The 22,986-nt window shown below is 46.4% G+C and carries 15 protein-coding genes; 10 read left to right on the forward strand and 5 right to left on the reverse strand.

Annotation, left to right across the window (positions count from 1 at the left end):
* Nucleotides 1-8 precede the first annotated feature (8 nt).
* Both recC and recB read left to right on the forward strand, forming a co-directional pair.
* Nucleotides 9-3,200 carry an exodeoxyribonuclease V subunit gamma gene (gene recC, locus C7475_RS20155; RefSeq protein ID WP_110055197.1) on the forward strand — a complete coding sequence of 1,064 codons (3,192 nt, stop codon included), beginning with the start codon at nucleotides 9-11 and terminating at the stop codon, nucleotides 3,198-3,200.
* A 17-nt stretch (nucleotides 3,201-3,217) separates the two neighbouring features.
* Nucleotides 3,218-6,682 carry an exodeoxyribonuclease V subunit beta gene (gene recB, locus C7475_RS20160; protein ID WP_110055198.1) on the forward strand — a complete coding sequence of 1,155 codons (3,465 nt, stop codon included), beginning with the start codon at nucleotides 3,218-3,220 and terminating at the stop codon, nucleotides 6,680-6,682.
* A 1-nt stretch (nucleotide 6,683) separates the two neighbouring features.
* Here the strand turns inward: recB and C7475_RS20165 are convergent, their stop codons facing one another.
* From C7475_RS20165 to C7475_RS20175, 3 genes are all read right to left on the reverse strand, one after another.
* Nucleotides 6,684-7,580: a hypothetical protein gene (locus C7475_RS20165; RefSeq protein WP_110055199.1), complete on the reverse strand. Its 897-nt coding sequence runs from the start codon at nucleotides 7,578-7,580 to the stop codon at nucleotides 6,684-6,686.
* Nucleotides 7,581-7,589: 9 nt separating this feature from the next.
* On the reverse strand, nucleotides 7,590-9,461 hold the full coding sequence (locus C7475_RS20170) for a beta-ketoacyl-ACP synthase III (RefSeq protein WP_110055200.1): 1,872 nt from the start codon (nucleotides 9,459-9,461) through the stop codon (nucleotides 7,590-7,592).
* Between the two features lie 100 nt (nucleotides 9,462-9,561).
* Nucleotides 9,562-10,881, reverse strand: coding sequence for a glycosyltransferase (locus tag C7475_RS20175; RefSeq protein WP_110055201.1), 1,320 nt, complete (start codon nucleotides 10,879-10,881; stop codon nucleotides 9,562-9,564).
* A gap of 290 nt (nucleotides 10,882-11,171) precedes the next feature.
* On the opposite strand from C7475_RS20175, the gene C7475_RS20180 reads away from it, so the two are divergent.
* The 8 genes from C7475_RS20180 (at nucleotide 11,172) to C7475_RS20215 (ending at nucleotide 19,518) form a co-directional block, all read left to right on the forward strand.
* Nucleotides 11,172-13,490, forward strand: a complete 2,319-nt coding sequence (locus tag C7475_RS20180; RefSeq protein WP_110055202.1) for a DUF5703 domain-containing protein — start codon at nucleotides 11,172-11,174, stop codon at nucleotides 13,488-13,490.
* 59 nt (nucleotides 13,491-13,549) lie between these two features.
* A complete protein-coding gene (locus tag C7475_RS20185; protein ID WP_233259906.1) occupies nucleotides 13,550-15,028 on the forward strand; it encodes an alpha-amylase in 1,479 nt (492 codons plus the stop codon).
* A gap of 89 nt (nucleotides 15,029-15,117) precedes the next feature.
* Nucleotides 15,118-16,629 (forward strand): S10 family peptidase, encoded by a 1,512-nt coding sequence (locus C7475_RS20190; RefSeq protein ID WP_110055203.1) that lies wholly within the window; start codon nucleotides 15,118-15,120, stop codon nucleotides 16,627-16,629.
* Between the two features lie 49 nt (nucleotides 16,630-16,678).
* A complete protein-coding gene (locus C7475_RS20195; RefSeq protein ID WP_110055204.1) occupies nucleotides 16,679-17,248 on the forward strand; it encodes a Crp/Fnr family transcriptional regulator in 570 nt (189 codons plus the stop codon).
* Nucleotides 17,249-17,323: 75 nt separating this feature from the next.
* Nucleotides 17,324-17,770, forward strand: a complete 447-nt coding sequence (locus tag C7475_RS20200; protein ID WP_110055413.1) for a carboxymuconolactone decarboxylase family protein — start codon at nucleotides 17,324-17,326, stop codon at nucleotides 17,768-17,770.
* Between the two features lie 168 nt (nucleotides 17,771-17,938).
* Complete coding sequence (locus C7475_RS20205; RefSeq protein WP_158286560.1) at nucleotides 17,939-18,364, forward strand: cupin domain-containing protein; 426 nt, start codon at nucleotides 17,939-17,941, stop codon at nucleotides 18,362-18,364.
* Between the two features lie 161 nt (nucleotides 18,365-18,525).
* Nucleotides 18,526-18,963 (forward strand): carboxymuconolactone decarboxylase family protein, encoded by a 438-nt coding sequence (locus C7475_RS20210; protein WP_110055206.1) that lies wholly within the window; start codon nucleotides 18,526-18,528, stop codon nucleotides 18,961-18,963.
* Nucleotides 18,964-19,161: 198 nt separating this feature from the next.
* A complete protein-coding gene (locus C7475_RS20215) occupies nucleotides 19,162-19,518 on the forward strand; it encodes a DUF4260 domain-containing protein (protein ID WP_110055207.1) in 357 nt (118 codons plus the stop codon).
* A gap of 2 nt (nucleotides 19,519-19,520) precedes the next feature.
* Here C7475_RS20215 and C7475_RS20220 read toward each other — a convergent pair whose 3' ends face one another.
* A complete protein-coding gene (locus C7475_RS20220) occupies nucleotides 19,521-21,611 on the reverse strand; it encodes a prolyl oligopeptidase family serine peptidase (protein ID WP_110055208.1) in 2,091 nt (696 codons plus the stop codon).
* 171 nt (nucleotides 21,612-21,782) lie between these two features.
* Nucleotides 21,783-22,448, reverse strand: coding sequence for a response regulator transcription factor (locus C7475_RS20225; RefSeq protein WP_106602516.1), 666 nt, complete (start codon nucleotides 22,446-22,448; stop codon nucleotides 21,783-21,785).
* Nucleotides 22,449-22,986: the final 538 nt, after the last annotated feature.

The raw sequence follows: 22,986 nt of genomic DNA on the forward strand, positions 1-22,986 counted from the left end.
TAACACTTATGGCATTATATCTGAAAGTGTCCAATTCCCTGGAGAACCTCTCCCTGGGGCTGGCACAGACATTAAAAACTTCACATAGCCGGGTGTTTGAACAACATCTCATCGTTACACAAACGGAAGGGATGAACAACTGGCTGAAACTGCAATTGGCAGAATACCTCGGTATCGCGGCTAATTGCCGCTTCCTTAAACCGAATGATCTCATTCATCAGATCTATTTCCTGATGGATGGGCATTATTCAGAAATGCTTTCCGGCAGGAACCTCACCTGGTTGTTGTATAAACTGCTGGGCGAAGATGCTTTCCGGGAAACATATCCTGCCGTAGCTACTTACTATCACAATACTGAACCTGACAGTGATCTCAAAAGAATGGCGCTGGCAGAAAGAACGGCTGACCTTTTTGACCAGTACCAGATCTATCGTCCGGAAATGATACGCGAGTGGAATGAAGAAGCAGAAGATCCGCTGGCAAAGATGGACTGGCAGCAATATCTGTGGGGTAAAGCCAAGAAAGTGTCAGGCAATATGCTGCCAGACAAAACAATTGTCGGACAACATATTCTCGATATGCTGAAGAATCCTGATCAACAGGAATTGCTGGCAGAACGTATGAATACCGTACACCTCTTCGGTCTGTCCATCATCACGGCATATCACGTGCAGATATTGCATGAACTGTCATCCTTCATTGATATCCATTTTCATATTATCAACCCTTCTCCTGAACTGTACTGGTTCGAGGACAAAAGCGAAAAACAACAGGCCCGCTGGCGATTGAAGGGACGTCCGCTACTGGAATCTGACGTAGCAGGAAATCCACTGCTGATGGGCTGGGGACGTGTCGTGCAGGATACCTTCGGATTGTTCTTTCAGTACGATGCATTTGCAAATGCCTATGACAGCGAAGGCCTGGTGGTGCCTGAACCCGATACATTGCTGAATAAGGTCCAGCATGATATTTTCAATAATGCTAACGAGGCGAGGAACCCGATCTTCGCGGAAGACATTGAAGATGGTTCTATCACCATCAATAACTGTTATACCGTTGCCCGCGAAGTGGAAGTGTTGTATAACTACCTGGTGCATCTCATAGATAAAAAGAAAGAAACATTATCGCCACGCGATATCGTGGTAATGGTGCGTGATATTGATGCATACGCCCCTTACATTAAAGCGATCTTCAACAACGCTCCCTATAAATTCCGTTACACTATTGCCGATGAAAGTTATGCAGATAGTGATAACCTTTTCAATGCACTGCACGCCATCCTGAGAATGAATGAAGAGAATTTCAAAGCGGAGGAAGTGTTGCAGCTGCTTGACTCTTCTTACATCAGGAAACGATTTGGTATCAACAACGTGCCGCTGATACGCGCTGTGGTGGACCAGGCGAATATCCGCTTTGGGATACATGGTGCAAAAGAAGACGAAACCTTTCTGGTGAGCTGGAAATACGGTATCAGAAGGATCATGTTTGGTATCTGTATGAGTGGCGATGAAGAATACGGGAAAGGTGATGAAAGTTTCTTTCCGCTGGATATCCTGGAAGGAAGTGATAGCCTGGAAGTGATACGCTTCTGCCATTTTGCAGAAGTATTGATAGCTGCTGTAGAAGACCGGAAGAAGGAAAGGAGCATAAGTGGCTGGGTCGAGTATATCGAGAACCTGCTGCACAATATGGTGTACGAGCCGGAAGAAGAAGTGGATGAAGATTATAATGCACTGATGCAACAACTGGCAGACTATAACCTGCTGAATGAGTATATGAGCGATACAGTGGCGTTTGAGGTGTTCAGTCATAGCTTCCTGCAAACACTGACCGGCACTACAAGAACAGGGTTGTTTGTGAATGGAGGCATCACCTTTTGTTCACTGATCCCCATGCGTAGTATTCCCTTCAGGGTTGTAGCAATGCTGGGACTGGACTACGATAAGTTTCCACGCCGGGAACAGCCGATAGGCTTTAACCTGATGGAGAAAAATAAACAAAGAGGAGATCGTAATGTGAAGGATAACGACAAACACCTTTTTCTTGAAACGGTGTTGTCGGCCCGTCAGTATCTCTACATCAGTTACGTCGGACAAAGCGCTAAAGACAATAGCCGTATGCCGCCTTCCGCATTGGTGGATGAGCTGCTGGACTATATCGAATCCGGTACGGAAGAAGCAGTAGATGTAAGAAATAAACTGGTGACCAAACAACCTTTGCAGGGCTTTAGCAAGAAGTACATGACAGGAGATGAACGTCTCTATAGTTATCTGAACGCTACCGTTCCTGAACGGCCTGTTACAAGTACCGGTAAGGTAATGGAACAACCGGACCTGGAAGAAGTGGACCTGGATGAACTGGTGCGTTTCTTCAAGAACCCTTTCAAAGCATACTATAACAAAGTGCTTGGCATCTACTATAATGATGAACAGGTCCTGCTCAATGAAACAGAGATCTTTCATCTTGACAGCCTGCAGAAATGGAGCCTGAAGAATGAATTGTTACAGATGGATGCCAATGCCATAGCCAATATGAAGATCCGTCTGGTAAAGACAGGCAGGTTGCCATTGAAGAATATGGCATATGTAGCATTGCAGCAGATAGAATCTGAAGTACAGCCGGTGCGTGATAAATACAGGACATGTATCAATGGAGCGGAAGAGCAATCCGTGCAGGTAGAGTTGGATCTTGAAGGCACGCTGCTGAAGGGAACTATTAACAATGTGTTTGATGGTAAACTGGTGCAGGTGTCCTGGTCTAAACGTGAGGATAAATACCTTATAGAAGCTTATATACGCTATCTGGCAGGCCGCGCTGCGGGAGTATTGAAGGGAATGTGTTTTATATCCGGAGCCAGCAAACAGGATGCTTTCGAGGCAATACCATTGAGCAAGGAAGATGCACTGCAAAGATTAACCACCTTGTTAAATATCTTCCGCGAAGGATTTGAAAGGATTACACCATTCTTTCCAGATCTTGATATTAAACCTGCTGATCTGGCTGCGCTTGATTTTAACAAGTTCGCTAAAAAAGTAGATGAAAAACTGGGTAAAAGAGATAACAATTCAGTAGATCCATACATATCCCGCGAGTATGAAAATGGTTTCTTTAACGATGAAGCAACGCTGGATACATATAAAACGATCTGCAGCCACGTGCTGCTACCAATAGCAGAAATGATACCGGGTTATTATAACTAATACAGGCAACAAACAGAATGACTGAACATATCAACTACCAGGAATTTGATGCAGGCACAGTACCACTTCAGGACAGTAACCTGATAGAGGCCAGTGCCGGTACAGGTAAGACATATTCCATTGCCATTCTTGTATTGAGACTGGTACTGGAAAATGCCCTTTCCATCAAAGAGATCCTGATGGTGACCTTTACAAAAGCAGCGGTAGCAGAACTGGAAGAACGTATCCGCCTGTTTGTCCGGAATGCAAATAGGGTTGCCCAGGGAATGGAAACAACGGACCCTAACATTTTCCGGCTGGTGGAAGAGGCGGTTGAACGTAATGGTCTTGAACAGGTACAACAGCAGTTGAAAGATGCGATATTATTCCTGGATGAAACAGCAGTGCTGACCATTCACAGCTTCTGCCAGAAGACGTTGAACGAATTCGCATTTGAAACAGATCAGCTGTTTGGCGCAGAAATGATCCAGGATACACGAACGCTGATCGAGGAGGAAGTACAAAAGTTCTGGCGTAAGTATGTCACAACCTTACATATCCGTTTGCTGGAAAAGATCTGGGAGCCTGAGATGATGGCTGGCATCAGCACAGCGCTTAACGAGCATATGAGCGGTAAACGTTATTTCGCTTATGAACGAGGTAAACGTTATGCCATCAAACCTAAAGAACAGGAAGAATGGCTGCAGCAACTGGATGCGGTAGACGAGAAGAAGGAGGCTGCCGAAAAAGAACTGCACAGCTTCATAAAAAACAATACAGAGAAGTTTAGAACATTATGTGAAGGTGACAGGTATGCAAAGAAAGCGCTGTTATCATATGTAGACGATCCGGAACAGTTCATTAAAACGGTCAAAGAAAAACGCAGCTCTGCCGGTTATATCACCAAATTATTTCCCGACTTGTTGGAACGCCTCGATAAAGCAGGTGTATTGGATGAAGAACGCAAAGGTATCGTACAACAGGTGATCAGCCGTTTGTACTGTTTTGCTATCGAAGAAATTGCGGCAGGAGTAAAGGGTTATAAGAAGCGTAATAACCTGCTGAGTTATGACGATATGATCACGAACCTGCACAATTCACTGGTGGAGAAAAATAACCCCAGGCTCATAGAAGTCTTGCAGGAAAAGTACAAAGCAGTGTTCGTGGATGAGTTCCAGGATACCGACAGGATGCAGTACGAGATCTTCGAAAAAGCATTCGGTACAGGTACCATCCTGTTTTATATCGGTGATCCCAAGCAAAGTATCTACGCCTGGCGTAAGGCAGATATCTTCACGTATTTCAAGGCGAGGGCAAGTGTGCAGCATGTGTATGGAATGAACCATAACTTCCGCTCTTCTGAGCCGTTCATTGCAGCCATGAACACTTTTTTCCTGCCGACGGAAGATTTCGACACATTCTACTTCAGCGGTGAAGGGAATGCGATCAACTATATAAAAGTAGATAGCCCGGAACGGAATACCAAAGGGCTTTTGTTTAAAGGAGAGGAGCCAGATGTACCTATCACGGTTTTCAATGCATCCAACAGTAATGAGCTGGTTGAAGCGGTGGCAGCACAGGTGGCATTGTTGTTAAAAGATGGAGTATACACAATTGGAAATGAAGAAAGCAGGCGGCCCGTCAGACCATCGGACGTAGGTATCCTGGTGCGTACCGGCCGGCAGGGCAGGGAAGTGAAAGCGCAACTGGCGAAGTTAGGAGTACCTGCTGTAACTGTAGATGATGCCAGGGTCTTACAATCAGAAGAAGCTACCTATCTGTTGTACTTGTTGGAAGCAATGCTGGAGCCGAACCGCTCTTCTATTAACCGTGCATTGCTATCGCCTTTTACAAATCTTAAACTGGAAGATGTATTGTTACTCGATGACGAAGTAACACTGTCCTTTTTCGGGAATTATAAGAACCGCTGGCAGCAGGATGGCATCTATACTGCCATGATGGATTTCATAACAGACTTCAATGTGCGCAATGTGTTATTACATGCGCATACAGAAAGCGGGGAAAGGGTTATCTCTAATCTCTTTCAGCTGACAGAACTCGTGCATCAGATCCAGAGCCGTAAGAATTTATCCATGACAGAATTGGTGTCATGGTTGAAAAGAGGTATAGATGGAATGGCTACCGAAGGTGACGAATACGAGCAGCGTGTAGAAAGTGATGAAGAGGCTGTGAACATTGTGACCATTCATAAAAGCAAAGGGCTGGAATATAAGATCGTAATGGCGCCCTTCCTGGATTTTGCGGAGAATAAGAGCATTGAGTTCTTCAGTTTCCGTGATCCTGATACAGGCGATTACGTAGGTGTTGAGAAGAAACGTATGACGGATGAACAGCGCGCCTCCTATGCCCGCCAGGCGGAGCAGGAGAACCGGCGTTTATTGTATGTAGCCATCACCCGTGGGGTATACAAGTGTTTTGTTTTCCGCAATAACGCTAAGTACTATGCCAATTCTACCTTGTTGGCATTCCTGCAGGCATTAATAGCGGCCGCCCCATCGCCGCATATCATTAAGTTCGAGCAGGACCTTCCGGAAGCGCCTGGACAGGATCTGACACGGCATGCCGGTACAGTGATGAACACCGGAACGGAAGCCCCTGTGAGGTTTGTATTGAAGGAACAGAACTGGCGGAAGATGAGTTATACCATGCTGGCCGCAAAAGCAGAGCATAGCCTTAAAACACGCCCTTCACAACAGGAAGATCCCTATGAGACTTTCATCTTTCATACATTAAAACGTGGTGCAAAGACAGGTAACCTGTTGCACTTCCTGTTTGAAAACATCAACTTTTCTGAAGATAGCCGTTGGGAAAAATGGATAACCGAAACTGTCCGCCGCTTTGTACCGGGCCAGCAGGAAATATATGGCCCTATGCTGCGGCAACTGCTGGAGCACGTGTTGCACACCGACATTACGGTAGGCGAGCAAACCTTTCCTTTATCAGCCGTCATCTGGCATAAACGTATTCCGGAATTTGAGTTTGACTTTCCCGTATCAGCATTCTTTCCTGATATGCTGAATGGTCTTTCTGACGATAGAACGAGCATAATAGTACGCCGCTTCCATGAACATGGCAGTAATGAACTGGAAGGCATCATGAACGGCAAGATGGACCTTTTCTTCGAGCATGAAGGCAAGTATTACATCCTGGACTGGAAGTCTAATTATCTCGGAGACTCACCGGAAGATTATACACCGGCTGCATTATCTGTGGCCATGAATGAGAATAACTATCATCTGCAATATCTCATCTATACTTTAGCAGCCAAGAAATACCTGGAAAGCAGGTTGCATGCCTTCAACTATGAGAAACAGTTCGGCGGTGTGATCTATTGTTTCGTAAGGGGGATCAGAAAAGGGCAGCCTACAGGCATTTTCACCAGTAAACCGCCCCTGTCAAAAATATTGCAGCTGGAAAATAGTTTGTCGCCGGGCATGAATAAAAAACAACCGCCCCAGCAAAAGCTTTTCGATATCTATTAGTTTATGCAACAGCGGCACTCCGCTGTTGTTCCAGTTTTGCCTGTACCAGCAAAGCATGTAATACTTCTGTAGAGAACCCGTGTAGCAATAACCGGAAGGCAGCACCAGCCATTGGTAAAGGTATCATGGGATGTTTGTTGTTCAGTGCTGTCAGCTTTTCCGGACAATCCATGATCGTTGCTGCATAAATGCCTATCACCTCATCAAGCTGCAGTGAATTGGTGGCCCGCCAGAAGTCTGCATCCGTCAGGAAGAACTGGTACACCGGTGTGAAAATTTCTATTGCAGTGCCCAGGTCAATAAAGTTCGTCCACTTATGACGGAAGTTTTCAAATGGGAGAGGACCAGTGGAAATAGCACTGAAATCAGGCTGTTCCTGTTTACTTACGCGTACGCCTTTTTCTTCAATAGCCTTGTTCAGATTAATGATAAAGTTATAGAGGTTCAGATCATGTTCCAGGAAGAGATTATCCCTGACGTCTGCAACTTTAACCGGCTTTAGCGGATTCATAGGAATGCTCTCAGCTCCCTTTACATTGTCCTTAATGAACCGCAATACCTCAGAGCCCAGGTAAAAATGGCGTAAGATCAGAAAGTTGGCCTCAGGGGTTATAAAATACTTCATGCCCCAGAAAAGGCTCTTATGCAGCATTTTGGGTGCATTGATCAGGTTCGGGATGAAGATCTTGAAGATCTGCATTAGCACGATACTGATGCGCGCAAATGCTTTAATGACAGGATACAGGAACTGCCTGCTCTTGGTAGAAGAGTCATACAGGAACGCTGCCTTTGCATCCGGGTTAAAGGGAATGCTTTTATCCAGGAACAGTGCATGCCAGTGACTGGGATTGCGTGAGTCATGCGGCATCTGTTGATAGTACTCTTTAGTATGTAACATAAAAGGTGTTTAGAAATTATCCAGTTCTTCCAATTGCATCCTGTATAGCCTTGCCACCACCTTCGCGGTCTTTACAATTTTCTGTGCCATTTCTGCTGTAAGCAGGTCTGATTGTATGGCATTTTCAAATCGTTCAAAGTGATTATCATTGCTGTCGCTGCTTTCATGGTAAATGAAGAAGGACACCTGGTCGGCATTCAGTTGCAGCTGTTGCTGAATGGCGCGCCCCCACTTGCCCGACACACGGTTGCCAAGTCCTTCAATGATAAACATGCCGCCTAACAGATCAAACGGGTCCGGCTGACTGGCACGCTGGAACATATAAGCGCTGAGTGCCTCACTGCCAATATTCTTTTCGCCAGTATAAAGATCTTTTTCGTTTCCTCCGCAGTTAATGTAGTTCTTTTCCAGGATCTGATAATCGCGGTGCTCATCAGAAGAGTGCCTGATAAAAGAGGAGCGTACATGAAAATAGGTCATGCTGACGTTGGACGCCGCGCGGGCTATCCATTGGGAACCGTCTATCACCTGCTGCCGGAGGTTAAGCAATAAACGCCTGTATTCTTCCATTGTCAGCTGACCATTGAATATCTTCTTTACAATAGGTACCTGTTGCAATGAGCGCTCGAAATCGAACCACACGCCTGTAAGCTGCCGTACCAGCCATTCCTGTACCGGCTTTTGCTGTATCCTGATCTCCGGCGCCTTAATGGTAGCAATATCTTCTTTGATAATACCGGGAGTACCGGGAACCACCACCTTCAGCATCATGTATCCGGTGATGAACCGTCCGCTTTCAGGCACCATGCAAAGGATCTGTTGTCCGTGCTGTAATTTTCCGCTACGTAATAATTCGTCCAGTATTACGAAGATGGAAGCAGCGCCAATGTTCCCCACGCTATACAGGTTAGTAAACCATTTCTCCCCAGCAATGTTCACACCACCCTTTTCCAGCAGGTCAGTGATCTGCTTTTTAAAGTGATGTGAAGAATAATGGCAGGCCAGCCAGTCAATAGCATCGGGTGTGATCTTCTTTTCATCTACCAGCTCAAAGAAACGCTGGATACCCAGTTTCACGATATTATCTACCAGCTGCATGTCCTGTTTGAGGTTCACAGCACCATCATGGTCCGCATCGCTCATACTGTCGTAATCGAGCCATGTTTTCCGGATGCTGCCATCAGCCTGTTTGTTGGTCCCTGTGTACATACATAGCTCATACTGATTAGCATAAGAGCGCAGGTCAATCCATTCTATTTCCAGAGATATATTTGTGCGGGAAGGAGCAGGTTGTAATAACATGGCTCCCGCGCCATCGCTCAGCATCCAGCGAAGGAAGTCTATGTCTGCCGGAAGGGTTCCGTCTGAGGTGACAATAGACTGCCGGGCAAAACGGGAGGCCTTGAACATCCTGCTGGGTAGTTCAGCAGCACAACATACCGCACGATCGGCCTGTCCGGCCTGTACATGCATATATGCATTCTGAATGGCCATGATGCTGGCTGCACATACACTTTGATGAGATGCCAGCGTACAGGTGCCGATACCACTTTCCGCCTGTACCATACTGGCAAAACCGGGCACGGGCAGATCACTCTGTGTGGTGGCAGTACTGAGAAAGTCTACGTCCTGTTTATCCGTTCCTGTTCCTTCAAGACAATCGTCTATGGCATTAGACGCCATTTCATATGCCTGATGTGTGGTGTGTTGTTGTGTGTCAAGTGCATAGTAACGGGATTGGATACCGTTCTTTCTCAGAAAAATATCTTTGGTACGGGATGGCATGCCGTTGATCTTGCCCAGGTAATCTTCCATTTTGTCATTGGGGATGGAGGTATTGGGCAGGAATTTTCCGGTAGCCGTAATGAATACTTTGTGCATGCAGTTACAGTTTACGAGTATGTTGATGTCCCTGTATATAAAAAAAATGTCTCGTTATTGGAAACGAGACAGAAATATATAACAATTCTTGGCAAATGCTTTAGGAAGCCCTCATTTTTAGCAATTCTGCAACATATCCGGCACTTAACAGGATAGGCTCATATTGGTTGAACTCTTCTTTCAGCCTGCATATGTTCGTTTTGAATGAAGGTGTATCCAGCACATCTTCAAACGCTTCTATGATCTGCTCGGGACTGGGAGTATCCGTATGCAGGTTAATGCCATATTTCAGATACCCTATCCTTGCGCAAAGCTCGTTCTCACATTCATTTGTACCTGCTGCAATAACCGGAAGTTTGTGTTGTAGGCTTAACAGCACACCGCTGTAAGAGGCATTGGTGATAAAAGCTTTTGCGTAAGGCATCACGTCGTCAAAAGGAATGAAGTCTTCAATAATAACATTGCGGTAAGGATATCTGGCACGCAATTCCTCTGTCTTCAATCCACGGGTTGTAACAATAATAAGCACGTCGGTGTTACGGAATGCTTCCAGCGCAGGTATGATGATCTTGTTCTGGTCCTTTTCGGTTGTGCCCTGCGTTGCTATTACGATGTCTTTGTACTGATGCAGCCGCTCGTCCGACCATGGAAGCCCTTTTCTGGCGACAGCGTATGGTCGCATAGGTCCGACATACCGAATATTCCCGCCGATGTCGCTGCGCCGGTATTCCAGGCCTGGTGAACCTAACTGCAGCACAATATCAGAATTTCTGACAACACTGTCCAGCATGTTGATACCATTGTTTGTAATGCCATATCTTCTGAATACCTGCTCGTATGCATTGAATGTTTCCTTGAAAAAGATCTTATCTGTCATGAAGCGTAAAACAGATTGTTTCAGACGTCCCAGCGGATTGCGGGAAGGCGTCATACCTAAACCATATGGAGGCAGGTCTCTTGAAGATGCAGTCAGCGGAACAACGCCTATAGCGATCACCGGCACACCCAGTACCTGACGTACGATAGGTGCAGCAGTGAATAGCGTGTCAACTATCAGTACATCAAAGGGGAAAGCTTCGTAGATGTAACGGATATCCTCAAAGTGCTTGGCAGCAGGTTTTGCAAAGATGTTGAGCATGTCAAAGTTCAGCTTCGCGATCCTGCCTGTAATACGGGCCCTTTCCGGATGTATCTCATTTATATTTCCACTGTTCACATCCTTGTATTTTATAGGTGTGTAATGATAGATGTACAATTGATGGAACTTTTTGGTATAGCGTTTTGACGCATACCATCGTACGTCGCATCCTGAATCCTGAAGATGTTTTGCCAGGCCGGTCAGAGGGTTTATATAGTCGTCAGCTGAGATAGTAGCAAATAATACTTTCTTACCGGCAAGTTGTTCAATACTACTTGTCATAATAAATGTTAAAAAATATGTGATAATGCCTGTAAATGAATAGGATCAATAAAGATTTACCTGATTATAATTAATGGTTATCCGCGTGTTGGCAGGAACGCTGTAGAATAATTGTAGGATTAGCCGAATAGTTGGTGCTGTTCTTTCAATAAGGTAATACAAATCTAAGGGATTTCTTATGATAAAAAGAAATACGTTCTCAAAAGACGATTTTATTTCTCTTTCGTGACAATCTATTAATTGTCAATATTACATCTTATTTTTACTGATATAGACTTCCCATTCCATGTATGAAGAAAGGTGCTGATATCCTCCGGTTTATTTTTTGTCTGAGTATGATCGCGATGCTGTGGAATCAATACGCAGCTGCGCAGCATACGCCCGTTTCCCGTTATGATGTGTCCTGGAATACACCGGGCCGCAATGCCGGTGATGCCATGCCTTGTGGCGGAGGCGATATCGGTTTGAATGTCTGGGTGGAGAACGGAGATGTTTTATTCTATTTATCGAGAAGCGGCACTTTCGATGAGAACAATGCCATGCTGAAATTGGGACGGGTACGGTTGAGGTTATCTTCCGGTCCTGTCGGTAACAAAATATTTAAACAGGAGTTAAAACTGGAGAAGGGGAGTGTGCACATCCGTGATGAACACACAGATATCGATATATGGGTAGACGTGTTCAACCCGGTGGTACACGTGAACGTAAAGCACGATCAGCCTGTGAAAGTGACGGCTACATATGAGTCATGGAGGTATGCTGACCATCTTGTTACTGACAACCGCGAATGCCGTACCAACTCCTATAAACGACTGCAATCATTTCCCGTTACAACCTACAGGGATGAAATATCGTTCCAGGGGAATGACGTCGTCTTCTATCACCGCAACCGCGCCGATGTACAAGACGTTTTTAACTATACAGTAGACAATGAAGGTATGAGAGCTGTGAAAGATCAGCTATATGATCCGCTGAAGAACAATACCTTCGGTGGAATGATGCATGGCGACCAGATGTTAGCTGTCGGTGTAGACTCCGGCACTTATGCAGATGCAGCCTATCGGGGATGGTCTTTGCAAAGTAAAAAAGCCGTGCGCACACAACACCTGGCCATAGGACTGGAGGTAGCGCAAACTGCGGAGATCAGTGAATGGCGGAAGGCATTACAACAGGTAATGCTCACTGCTGATAAAGACCGTAGCGCTGCACAACGTAAAACGGAAGCCTGGTGGCAGCAGTTCTGGAACAGAAGTTATATCTGTATAGACAGTAAAGACACTGCCGCAGTGGACGTCGGGCGTAATTACCAGTTGTTCCGGTATATGCTGGGATGTAATGCCTTCGGCAGATGGCCTACTAAATTCAATGGAGGTCTTTTTACATTCGATCCACGTTATGTGAACGAGCAGTTAAAGTTCTCGCCCGACTTCCGCTTATGGGGTGGTGGAACAATGACCGCACAGAACCAACGGCTCGTGTATTACCCATTTCTGAAAAGTGGCGATGTGGATATGATGAAAGGACAGTTTGATTTTTATCTGCGGATAAAGAAGAATGCTGAGCTCAGAAGCCAGACATACTGGGACCATGCAGGAGCATGTTTTACGGAACAGATAGAGAATTTCGGTCTGCCCAATATAACCGAATATGACCCAACGCGGCCTCCCGGTACTGATCCCGGAATGGAGCATAACGCCTGGCTGGAATACCAGTGGGAAACCGTGTTTGAATTCTGCCTGATGATGCTCGACGCCAATCGTTATACAGGTATCGGTAACGCGGAACATATTGACTTCATAGAAAGCTGCCTGACGTTCTATGACGAACATTACCGGCAACTGGCAAAGAAAAGAGGTGTCAGGGAACTGAATGAAAAGGGGCACTATATCCTGTTCCCCACATCAGCAGCAGAAACCTTTAAGATGACATACAACTCCACAACTGTCATAGCTGCTTTACAGGTCATCCTGCAAAGAATGCTGGAGTTGCCGGAGGTGAAGGGAGATACTGTCCGCATGGCCAGGATGCTGCAAATGCAGAAACGGGTGCCGCCTATCGCACTGACGGCATTTGATGGACATACAACAATAGCACCGGCGCTTGCGTGGGAGAGAGTGCAGAACTCGGAGACGCCACAGTTGTACCCCGTATTCCCGTGGGGCATCTACGGTGTGGGGAAACCTAACCTTGATATTGCCCGCAACACCTGGGAATATGATCCACATGCTATTAAATTCCGTAGCCATATCGGATGGCGGCAATACAACATTTTTGCCGCCCGCCTGGGGCTGACAAAAGAGGCGGCCGAACTCACAAAGGCGAAATTCGCCAATGGGCCTCACCGGTTCCCTGCCTTCTGGGGACCAGGCTTTGACTGGACACCCGATCATAACTGGGGCGGCTCTGCCATGATAGGCCTGCAGGAAATGCTCATGCAGGTGGACGGAGAAAAGATCTATCTGCTGCCCGCCTGGCCGGCAGACTGGAACGCCGTGTTTAAACTCCACGCGCCCTATAACACCGTTATAGAAGGAACGGTCCGCAATGGGAAAATAGAGCAACTGAATGTGACACCCGCTTCCCGCAAAAAAGATGTGACCATCATGTAACTGTGGTGGCATGTGGTTTGTACCGCCATTCACATCTTTCCTCCATTTAATGACAACAAATGAAAAACGGTACAATGATGCAATACTTCCACTGGTATACGCCGGATGATGGAAGTTTATGGAATACAATTAAGAATGAAGCTCCGAAACTGGCTGCCATGGGTATTAACGCCATCTGGTTACCGCCGGCCTATAAAGGTGCTGATGGTATCCACAGTCATGGCTATGACGTATACGACCTGTACGATCTGGGTGAGTTTGATCAGAAGGGAACAGTGCGTACGCGCTATGGCACCCGTCAGGAATACATAGATGCGATCAAAGCCATTCATGATGCGGGTATGCAGGCATATGTGGACGTAGTGGCCAATCATCTGATGGGTGGCGACGAAGTAGAAAAGATAACTGTCCGGAAAGTAAATGACGAGGACAGAAATGAATTTATTTCTGATCCTATTAGGGTAAAAGCTTACACAAAGTTCACTTTTCCCGGCCGCAAAGGAGCTCATTCAAGTTTCATTTGGGACCATCAGTGCTTTACCGGCATCGATCATATCAAAGATGGTAAGGACGAAGGCATCTTCACTATACAGAACGAATATGGAGAAGGTTGGGAAGACGTCATAGACACTGAGAAAGGGAATTATGACTATCTCATGGGCGCTGATATTGAATTTCGTAACCCTGCAGTACGTGAAGAGTTCCGGCGTTGGGGAGAATGGTATTACAACGCTGTAAGGTATGACGGTTTCCGCCTTGATGCCGTGAAACATATCACGCCCGATTTCTTCAATGAATGGCTGGACCAGATGAGGGAATATACAGGCAGGGAACTTTTTGCAGTAGGGGAATACTGGGCGCCTGGTCAGCTGGACCTGTTGCTGAAATACATAGAGGCGACCAACGGTAAAATGTCCCTCTTTGATGCATCCCTGCATCACAACTTCTATGATGCCTCCCTCGCAGGAAAGGATTATGATCTTACGACCATTTTTGACGGTTCACTGGTTGCAGAAAAACCTTTCCTGGCGGTGACGGTAGTGGGCAATCATGATACACAGCCATTGCAGGCACTGGAAGCGCCGGTCGATTACTGGTTCAAGCCGATCGCCTATTCACTGATCCTCTTAAGGGAACATGGTTATCCCTGCATCTTTTATCCTGATCTCTACGGAGCCAAGTATACTGACAAGAACAAAGAAGGAGCAGACACTGAAATTGAACTGGTACCTGTCGAAGGACTTGAATTACTGATCTCCGCCAGGGATAACCATGCCTATGGTCAACAGCGGGACTATTTCGATCATCCTAACTGTATCGGCTGGACACGTGAAGGTGATGAGGAACACACAGGTTGTGCGGTTGTGATCTCCAACGGAGAAGAAGGGAATAAACATATGGAAATTGGAAAGCGTTACGCAGGAAAACGTTTTAAGGATATCACCGGTAAGCGGGAAGAAGAAATTGTGATAGATGAAGAAGGTTGGGGGGATTTCTTATGCGCGGCAGGCTCGGTGTCTGTATGGGTAACGGACTGACATAAAATCCTTCCTTTCATCCCAAAATCAGTGACATAGATGATTGCTTCTATTATCTTTATCCCTCAAACCACTTTATCAATCAATCTATGATCAACAAAATCTTATTGCCCCTGATGCTTACGGGAGCAGTCATTACACAGGTGGCTGTAACGTCTGCACAGGCACAGATGAAACCCTCGCCTTCCAGAGTACTGAATGTTGACTCTTCCGTAGTAACAAAACACGAAGTGACCATCAAAGGACAGCGCGTGCCTTATACTGCTACAGCAGGCAGCATACCCGTATGGGATGAAGAAGGCAAACCTATCGCCGGTGTGTTCTATACATACTACGAACGGGATGACGTAAAAGATAAATCCGGCCGGCCGCTGGTAGTTTCCTTCAACGGAGGTCCAGGTACACCCTCCGTATGGATGGAAATCGGTTATACCGGTCCGCGGATGCTGAATATAGACGACGAGGGCTATCCAGTACAGCCTTATGGTATGAGGGATAACCCGCATTCCATCCTGGACGTAGCTGACATCGTGTACATAGATCCGGTAAATACAGGTTATTCCCGTCCGGTGAGCAAAGACATTCCCGGCAGTAAATTCTACGGTGTGAACGCCGATATCAAATACCTGGCGGAATGGATCAACACTTTCGTAACCCGCAAAGGGCGCTGGGCGTCTCCTAAATTCCTGATCGGGGAAAGTTACGGAACTACCCGCGTATCAGGTCTGGCCCTGGAACTGCAGGATGCTCAGTGGATGTACCTGAACGGTGTTATCCTGGTTTCTCCCACAGAACTGGGCATAAAGCGCGACGGTCCCCTGGATGCAGCGCTGAAGCTGCCTTATTTCGCGGCTACGGCCTGGTATCACAAACGCTTGCCTGCCGACCTGCAACAGAAAGACCTGAACGAGGTACTGCCGGAAGTAGAGAACTTCACCATTAACGAGCTGGTTCCTGCCTTGTCAAGAGGCGGAGCGCTGGATGAAGCTCAACGTAAGAGTATCGGCAGCAAGATTGCCCGTTACAGCGGACTGAAAGAGCTGGTTGTACAGGAAAATAACCTGGATGTATCTTTCAACCTGTTCTGGAAAGAATTGCTCCGTGACCAGGGGTATACCGTAGGAAGGCTGGATTCCCGTTACAGAGGTATCGATCGCCAGATTGCGGGCGACAGACCTGACTATAACGCAGAGCTGACAGCATGGTTACAGGCATTCACGCCGGCTATCCACATCTACCTGAGAGATGAACTGAACTATAAAACAGACCTGAAGTATAACATGTTTGGAGATGTGCATCCCTGGGACAGGAAAGATGACCAGACAGGGGAGAACCTGCGGCAGGCAATTGCCCAGAATCCCTTCCTGCATCTGCTGGTACAGTCAGGGTATTATGACGGCGCCTGCGATTACTTCAATGCCAAATACAGCATGTGGCAGATGGACCCGGGCGGCAAACTGAAAGGCCGGTTGAAGTGGGAAGGCTATCGCAGCGGACATATGATGTACCTGAGAAAGGATGATCTGGCGGCCGCGAATGAGAACCTCCGGAAGTTCATTATGGAATCCATCCCTGCAAAAGGTCAGGCAGCAAAATATTAAATCAGTGAGGCTCCCATCCGGAGCCTCTTTTTTTGCCGTAATATTGCGTATGCAAAGGCTTATAGCGCATATCGGCAAATTCATAGAACTGACTGACGAAGACAGGGAAACAATACTATCCTGTATACCATACCAGGAGGTGAAAAAGAAAGACTATCTGCTTCGGCAGGACGCGGTCTGTAATGCAAACTACTTCATTTTAAAAGGGTGTTTCCGCCAGTATTATATCAACGAAAAAGGCCTGGAACAGATCATCCATTTCGGTATTGATAACTGGTGGATCACCGACTATGACAGCCTGGAAAGAAGGACCCCTTCAGAATACTACATACAGGCTGTAGAAAACTCCGAAATCGCCGTGTTGGACAAGAGGGTCAGAGAAGAGCTTTTTAGCAAAATACCGGGCTTAGAACGTTATTTCCGGCTAATCCTGCAACGTGCCTATGCGGCATCCATGCAACGCATCAAATATATCTATGAGTTTACGGGGGAGGAGCGGTATTATCATTTCAGCAACCTGTTCCCCGAGTTCATACAGCGTATCCCCCAATACATGCTGGCTTCCTACCTGGGCTTTACGCCCGAATTCCTGAGTAAGATCAGAAGTAAGAAAATCTGATCCGCCATTTCTTGAACTTGATTAAGTTTTGGCAGCCGGAGGTGTCGCAATTTTGTGTCAGCAAAAACACAAATGATGCAAACACAGAAACGTTTTAATATGGCGCAGGCAGAACCTGAAGGTTACAAAACCTTGCTTGCAATGGAAAAGTATCTTAGTGTAACAATGATCGCGCCGCTACACAAGGAATTAATCAAAATAAGAGCATCCCAGATCAATGGTTGTGCTTACTGTATAGATCTGCATACAAAAGACGCCCGTAAAATGGGAGAAACGGAACAGCGTATCTATGCGCTGAATGCCTGGAGGGATACCCCTTTCTTCTCACGTGAAGAAAGAGCTATTCTGGCCCTGACAGAAGAAGTGACCCTTATCAGCTACCATGTCAGCGATGCTACATACAGTGAAGCAATAGAAGTATTGGGAGAACAACTCACTGCCCAGGTAATGCTGGCAGCTGTAGCTATCAACTCCTGGAACAGGATCGGTATCGCCACCGGCTTAATGCCCGCTGCTAATTGATGTTCTTTACTTTCGCTTAGTCCCCTTTTCTGTACACGCCCTCCTCTTTCATTCCTCAGGATCTAAAATGACTTGTTTTCGCCGCTGATGTGCAGGGGAAGAGGTGAGTATTGTCTATGGCCATACAGGCCGGTAAATTTTAAACTTAAAAACAAAAAACAAAGTATTATGAAAAAGTTCGTATTCAGTCTCGCAGTAATGATCACTGCATTCACATTCAGTACAAAAGCGCAACACGCAACATCTCATGACCAGTTTGCAGTGAAGTATCCACCTGAAACACTGTTCAAAAAGACGCTTCCTGCCACAGTGAAGGGGGAGCAGGTAGAGGTGGTATTGGTGAAATTCGCTCCCGGCGAAACACACACAGCACACAGGCATCCGGTGGCTACTATCGGATACGTTCTGGAAGGATCGATAGAATCCACATTCGAAGGCGAAACCCGTGTTTACAAGCAGGGTGAAATGTTCTGGGAAGAACCGAACGGTTTACACACCAGTGCCAGAAATCTGAGCAAAACCAAAGAAGCGAAACTGCTGGTCTATTTCACAGGACCGGTAGGAACGCCATATCTCGTTCCGGTAAAAGAATAATGGGTTACATAAAACGAGGCAGTCCTTCAGGAGAAGGATTGCCCTGCTTACAGCATCCGTATTTGCGGAAACATATTAAGAAAATTTCATCCATTTCTTAAACTGGTTCAATTTTTCAGAAAGCTGTCTATTGCAACTTTGCTCAACACAAAAGAGACGACATGCGGAAACGTTTTATTATGAGAGAAGTAGAACCAGAAGGCTATAAGCCTATGATAGCAATGGACAGCTACCTGAGTACTACCAAAATTGAGCCCCTTCACAAGGAATTGATCAAGATCAGGGCATCCCAGATGAACGGCTGCGCCTTTTGTATTGACAAGCATACAAAGGAGGCCCGCAAACTGGGTGAAACGGAACAGCGCATTTACGCCCTGAATGCCTGGAGGGATACCCCTTTTTTCTCACGTGAAGAAAGAGCTATTCTGGCCCTGACGGAAGAAATAACCCTCATCAGCAACCGTGTAAGCGATGCAACATATGATGAAGCCATAGAAGTATTGGGGCAACAACTGACGGCCCAGGTAATGATCGCAGCTACAGCGATCAACTCTCTGAACAGGATCGGTATCGCTACTCGCATGATGCCGACCTTGTAAATCGGCTTGATATAAGCTTATTATAAGGTTACCAAAAGGTCATTAAAAGGGCATCTATATATCGAAAGGATATTGAAGTGACCTTTAAATGACCTTTTAATGCTATTTTAGTATGGTTATACATACCTTAGAGATACGATATAGCAGAATCATATAACTATTTATCTTTATGGCAGGTAGCTAAATCTGCCAGTATATATGAAAACCGTTCTTTTACTCGAAGAGCTGGCGCTTTTCCTGGTGGCCATCCTTGCGTTTTATTTTCAGTCGCCTTATGCCTGGTGGCTCTTTCCCGCGTGTATCCTGTTACCTGATCTTTCCATGATCGGTTACCTGGCCGGTAATCGTGCCGGGGCATTCCTTTACAACCTGGTGCACCACAAAGGGATCGCATTGATCGTTTATGTGGCCGGTTTGTATTTTCATCAGGACTGGATCGTATTTACCGGCATAATCATGTTTGCCCATTCTGTGATGGACAGGATTTTCGGTTACGGGTTAAAGTATGAAACCGGCTTTAAAGACACCCACCTGGGTAAAGTTGGAAAGCAATAGATTTATTCCTTCAGATGTTTTATCAGGAATACCGCTGTCGCTTTATCTACGGTAAGGGCATTACTATATTTCATCCAGTGATGGGTATCGTCAGGAATGGCGAGGTACTCAAATGAAGCGTCTTTGCTTTCCAGTCTGCGGAACAGGTCTATGGTCTGGCCGAAATCCACATTACGGTCGTCATCGGCATGGATGAGTAGTACGGGAGATGTCCAGGTATCTACGTAGGCTACCGGCGAGGACAGCCATGCTACTTTTTTAGCTGTATCGAAATCGGGCGCCAGAACAAGAAGTACGGGAGGTAAGAATTGTGCGCTGGTATGTACGCCATGTATATCTACGCCTGCGGCGAATAGTTTTGAGTCCCTTCCTAACGCATGTGCTGTCAGAAAGCCGCCATAGGAGCCGCCATAAACACCTATTTTCCTGGCATTGACCTGTGGTTGTGTTGCCAGCCACTGACCGGCCGCCTTAATATCCTGGTACTCTGCCGCCCCCACGACACCGGCATGCGGAGGTTTATGGAATTCATATCCATAGCCAATACCCAGGCGGTAATTCACAGAAAGCACTACAAATCCCTGGTTAACCAGGTACTGATTGACCGCATAGTTATTGGAATAGTAATCCATGTAATGCCAGCCTAGCAGCATCTGGCGTTGTGGTCCGCCATGAATGTATACTACGGCAGGATGTTTTTCAGCCTTGTCTTTCGGCTCGAACAACTGGCCATGCACTAATGTTCCGTCGGCTGCCTTAAATGTGACTGCTTTAGGTGTAACCAGCTGTTGGCTTGGAAATGCAGCCGGTAATAACGATTTGCCGATCACGTTAAGAGTTCCTTTTTTAAAAGGCATCACAGCTGGCAATAAAGGCTGTTGCGCTGTAGCCGTAAGTGCTGCAATGGTTTGTCCATCACCTGTAACTACTGGATAAGCTTCTATACCATCCCCCGAAGTAAGTATTTCCATCGCAGCTTTGTCAACCGGTACACGTACGAGATGTCTGCGGTCAATATCTGTTGGTGTGGCGCCTGTATTGGCACTGAACACGACCCATTTTGCATCTGATGAAATGTCGATATGTTCTGCCATAAAAGCGCCGGGTGTTAATAACAGGGGAGTACCACCACCAGCAGCAATGGAATAGATATGCGGCCATCCGTCATGATAGGAGAGGAACACGATCCTGTCTGCCACTGGCCAGCGAAGATTAGTGCCGCCGTCGGTAGTGGGGATGGAGCCAGGCAGAGTGGCCGGCGATTTCCATAACAGTTTGCCTTCACCACTGGCCACATCGGCGGTCCAGATAGCCCAGGGCTGATGCCTTCGGGCCAGCAGGGAGTCGGTTGCACCACCTGTACCGGGAGTACGGATGAAGGCGATCTTTTTCCCATCGGGCGACCAGCGGGGGGAATAGTCTTTGGAAAAGGCCGGAGCTATCCATTGAAGAGGAGTAGCGGCATTACGGTATACGCCAATGTAGGAATGATCGCCACGGTTATTCACAAAGGCTAGTCCGGCACCATCGGGCGCCCACACAATACTGTTGCAGGAACCTTTGGCGGTGATCACATTTCTGGCTGGTGTAGCGCCATCCAACGGAGCTATCCATATCTGGCCGCTTTTGATGAATGCAACACTGTCGCCCCGGGGAGAGATGACCGGGTAGTCGCCGTCAGACAATACTTTAGCAGTACCACCGGCGAAAGGAACAGACCAGATCTCTGTTTTAGGAGGTATGGGCAGATGCTCCGGATTAACGGGATTGCTTGCATCTTTCCCGCCATGATCACCACCACGGATATATATAACCCATTTGCCGTCGGGGGATATCAGGACACTGCTGATCTCTTGTCCGTCGTCAGCATTATAGGCCGTAAGTTTCCGGGGAGTAAAGTCCGGGCCGGCTGCAACATATACATTTCGTTTACCCTGTTCATTCAGCGCCCAGGCAATGCCGGAGCCACTGGCAGCGCTTGTGAGTTCTGACGGGAAAGGATAACTGGTAACTGCTTCCATGGTAAACTGCTGTGCGGTCACGCAGCATATGTGCAGGAGAAAAGCTGTTGTAAGAAAGGTAGATCTGACCATGCGTAACAGGGCATTAGGATTAAAAATCAGGAATTAAGAAATGGGAGCGAGAATATACAAAATACAAACTGACATTACTAATAGTTTAGTCAATCCGTTTACAGTAAGAAGCCTGCGGCTGGCTACTGCATTGAATTCCGGGTTCCAGTTCCTAATTCCTGATTTTCTGTGCTACTGCTTCTGTTGCTGAATGATATTCCGGATTACAAACTCGGTCAGCGCATTACGCCCTGCAATACCCAGTTTGCCTGCGATTCTGTACCGGTGATTTTCAATAGTACGGATGCTCACGTTCAGTTCATCAGCCATTTGCTTGGTGCTTTTGCCTTCAGCGATCATTTTTATGATGCGGTTTTCGGCTTTACCAAGTCTGTGATACAGTGCCTGTTGAGCGGTGGATGAGTTAGCAAGAGATACACTTCTGGTTTCGTCAGGAGTATGCACATGATTGAACTTCGCAAAGCGGCCTAGCCGGGAACGGATGCTGAGCAGAAGGTCGCGTTTTCTAAACGGCCTTGCCAGGTAGTCGTCTGCTCCGAGGTTCATTGCCATGCGCATTTCCTGTTTGTTATCTTTTACACTGATAAAGATCAACGGGATATGATCAAAACCAGGGTCATTCCTTAGTGCCATGATAAAATGATGTCCGCCTGTTCCGCGCAGGTGTGCACCACAAATGATAAGGTCGGGTTGCTGTTGCTGACAGATGATGATTCCTTCTTCTTCTGAGGAGGCTGTATGAATATCATAAGATTGGGTAATCAATAACTGCCGGGTCTGTCTTACAAATACCTGATCCTCATCTACAAGTAAAATTTTATAGACTGCAGTATTCATCAGAAAAGTGTTTGCAGGTTGATATACAGGTATGAATGTAACCGATTAGAATACCCATACATAAGGCGGATACTTATCAGGCATGCTTAATGGTTCAGGCCTCCGCAGGCCCGAATAACTCTCATAATAACAGAATGGAATGGTCGTGTGCATTTTAAATTGGTTAATATTAAGTAGTTAGCGGTAGATGCAGACACACGAGTTGGCATAGATTTTCCGTCGTGCGTGCAGCCTCCATCAGCTGTTTTATACATGGCTTTTCAGGTAGAAGATATGGGAATGGTCTTTCCAGTGGCGTAAATATGAATAGAATAACGGGTGCGATTTCAACTAATGATCTTCGTCATATATAAAATAAGCGCTAGTACTCAAAAAAAGGTGCACATATACTTACTGCTTATTTCCGCCGGGGCTGGTAAACCGCTATGAGCGACTCCATTAATATTAGTAAATATAGCGATTTGTTTGAATATGGAATTATTATAACAGAAATGGGTCCGGGGAATGAATGGTATCTGAATGGGTGAAAATAATATTA

The sequence above is a fragment of the Chitinophaga sp. S165 genome (genome assembly GCF_003182155.1).
Lineage (GTDB): Bacteria > Bacteroidota > Bacteroidia > Chitinophagales > Chitinophagaceae > Chitinophaga.

Coding starts and splice junctions, on each gene's coding strand:
- recC (WP_110055197.1), top strand. CDS start 9: ATGGCATTATATCTGAAAGTGTCCAATTCCCTGGAGAACCTCTCCCTG.
- recB (WP_110055198.1), top strand. CDS start 3,218: ATGACTGAACATATCAACTACCAGGAATTTGATGCAGGCACAGTACCA.
- C7475_RS20165 (WP_110055199.1), bottom strand. CDS start 7,580: ATGTTACATACTAAAGAGTACTATCAACAGATGCCGCATGACTCACGC.
- C7475_RS20170 (WP_110055200.1), bottom strand. CDS start 9,461: ATGCACAAAGTATTCATTACGGCTACCGGAAAATTCCTGCCCAATACC.
- C7475_RS20175 (WP_110055201.1), bottom strand. CDS start 10,881: ATGACAAGTAGTATTGAACAACTTGCCGGTAAGAAAGTATTATTTGCT.
- C7475_RS20180 (WP_110055202.1), top strand. CDS start 11,172: ATGAAGAAAGGTGCTGATATCCTCCGGTTTATTTTTTGTCTGAGTATG.
- C7475_RS20185 (WP_233259906.1), top strand. CDS start 13,550: ATGAAAAACGGTACAATGATGCAATACTTCCACTGGTATACGCCGGAT.
- C7475_RS20190 (WP_110055203.1), top strand. CDS start 15,118: ATGATCAACAAAATCTTATTGCCCCTGATGCTTACGGGAGCAGTCATT.
- C7475_RS20195 (WP_110055204.1), top strand. CDS start 16,679: ATGCAAAGGCTTATAGCGCATATCGGCAAATTCATAGAACTGACTGAC.
- C7475_RS20200 (WP_110055413.1), top strand. CDS start 17,324: ATGCAAACACAGAAACGTTTTAATATGGCGCAGGCAGAACCTGAAGGT.
- C7475_RS20205 (WP_158286560.1), top strand. CDS start 17,939: ATGAAAAAGTTCGTATTCAGTCTCGCAGTAATGATCACTGCATTCACA.
- C7475_RS20210 (WP_110055206.1), top strand. CDS start 18,526: ATGCGGAAACGTTTTATTATGAGAGAAGTAGAACCAGAAGGCTATAAG.
- C7475_RS20215 (WP_110055207.1), top strand. CDS start 19,162: ATGAAAACCGTTCTTTTACTCGAAGAGCTGGCGCTTTTCCTGGTGGCC.
- C7475_RS20220 (WP_110055208.1), bottom strand. CDS start 21,611: ATGGTCAGATCTACCTTTCTTACAACAGCTTTTCTCCTGCACATATGC.
- C7475_RS20225 (WP_106602516.1), bottom strand. CDS start 22,448: ATGAATACTGCAGTCTATAAAATTTTACTTGTAGATGAGGATCAGGTA.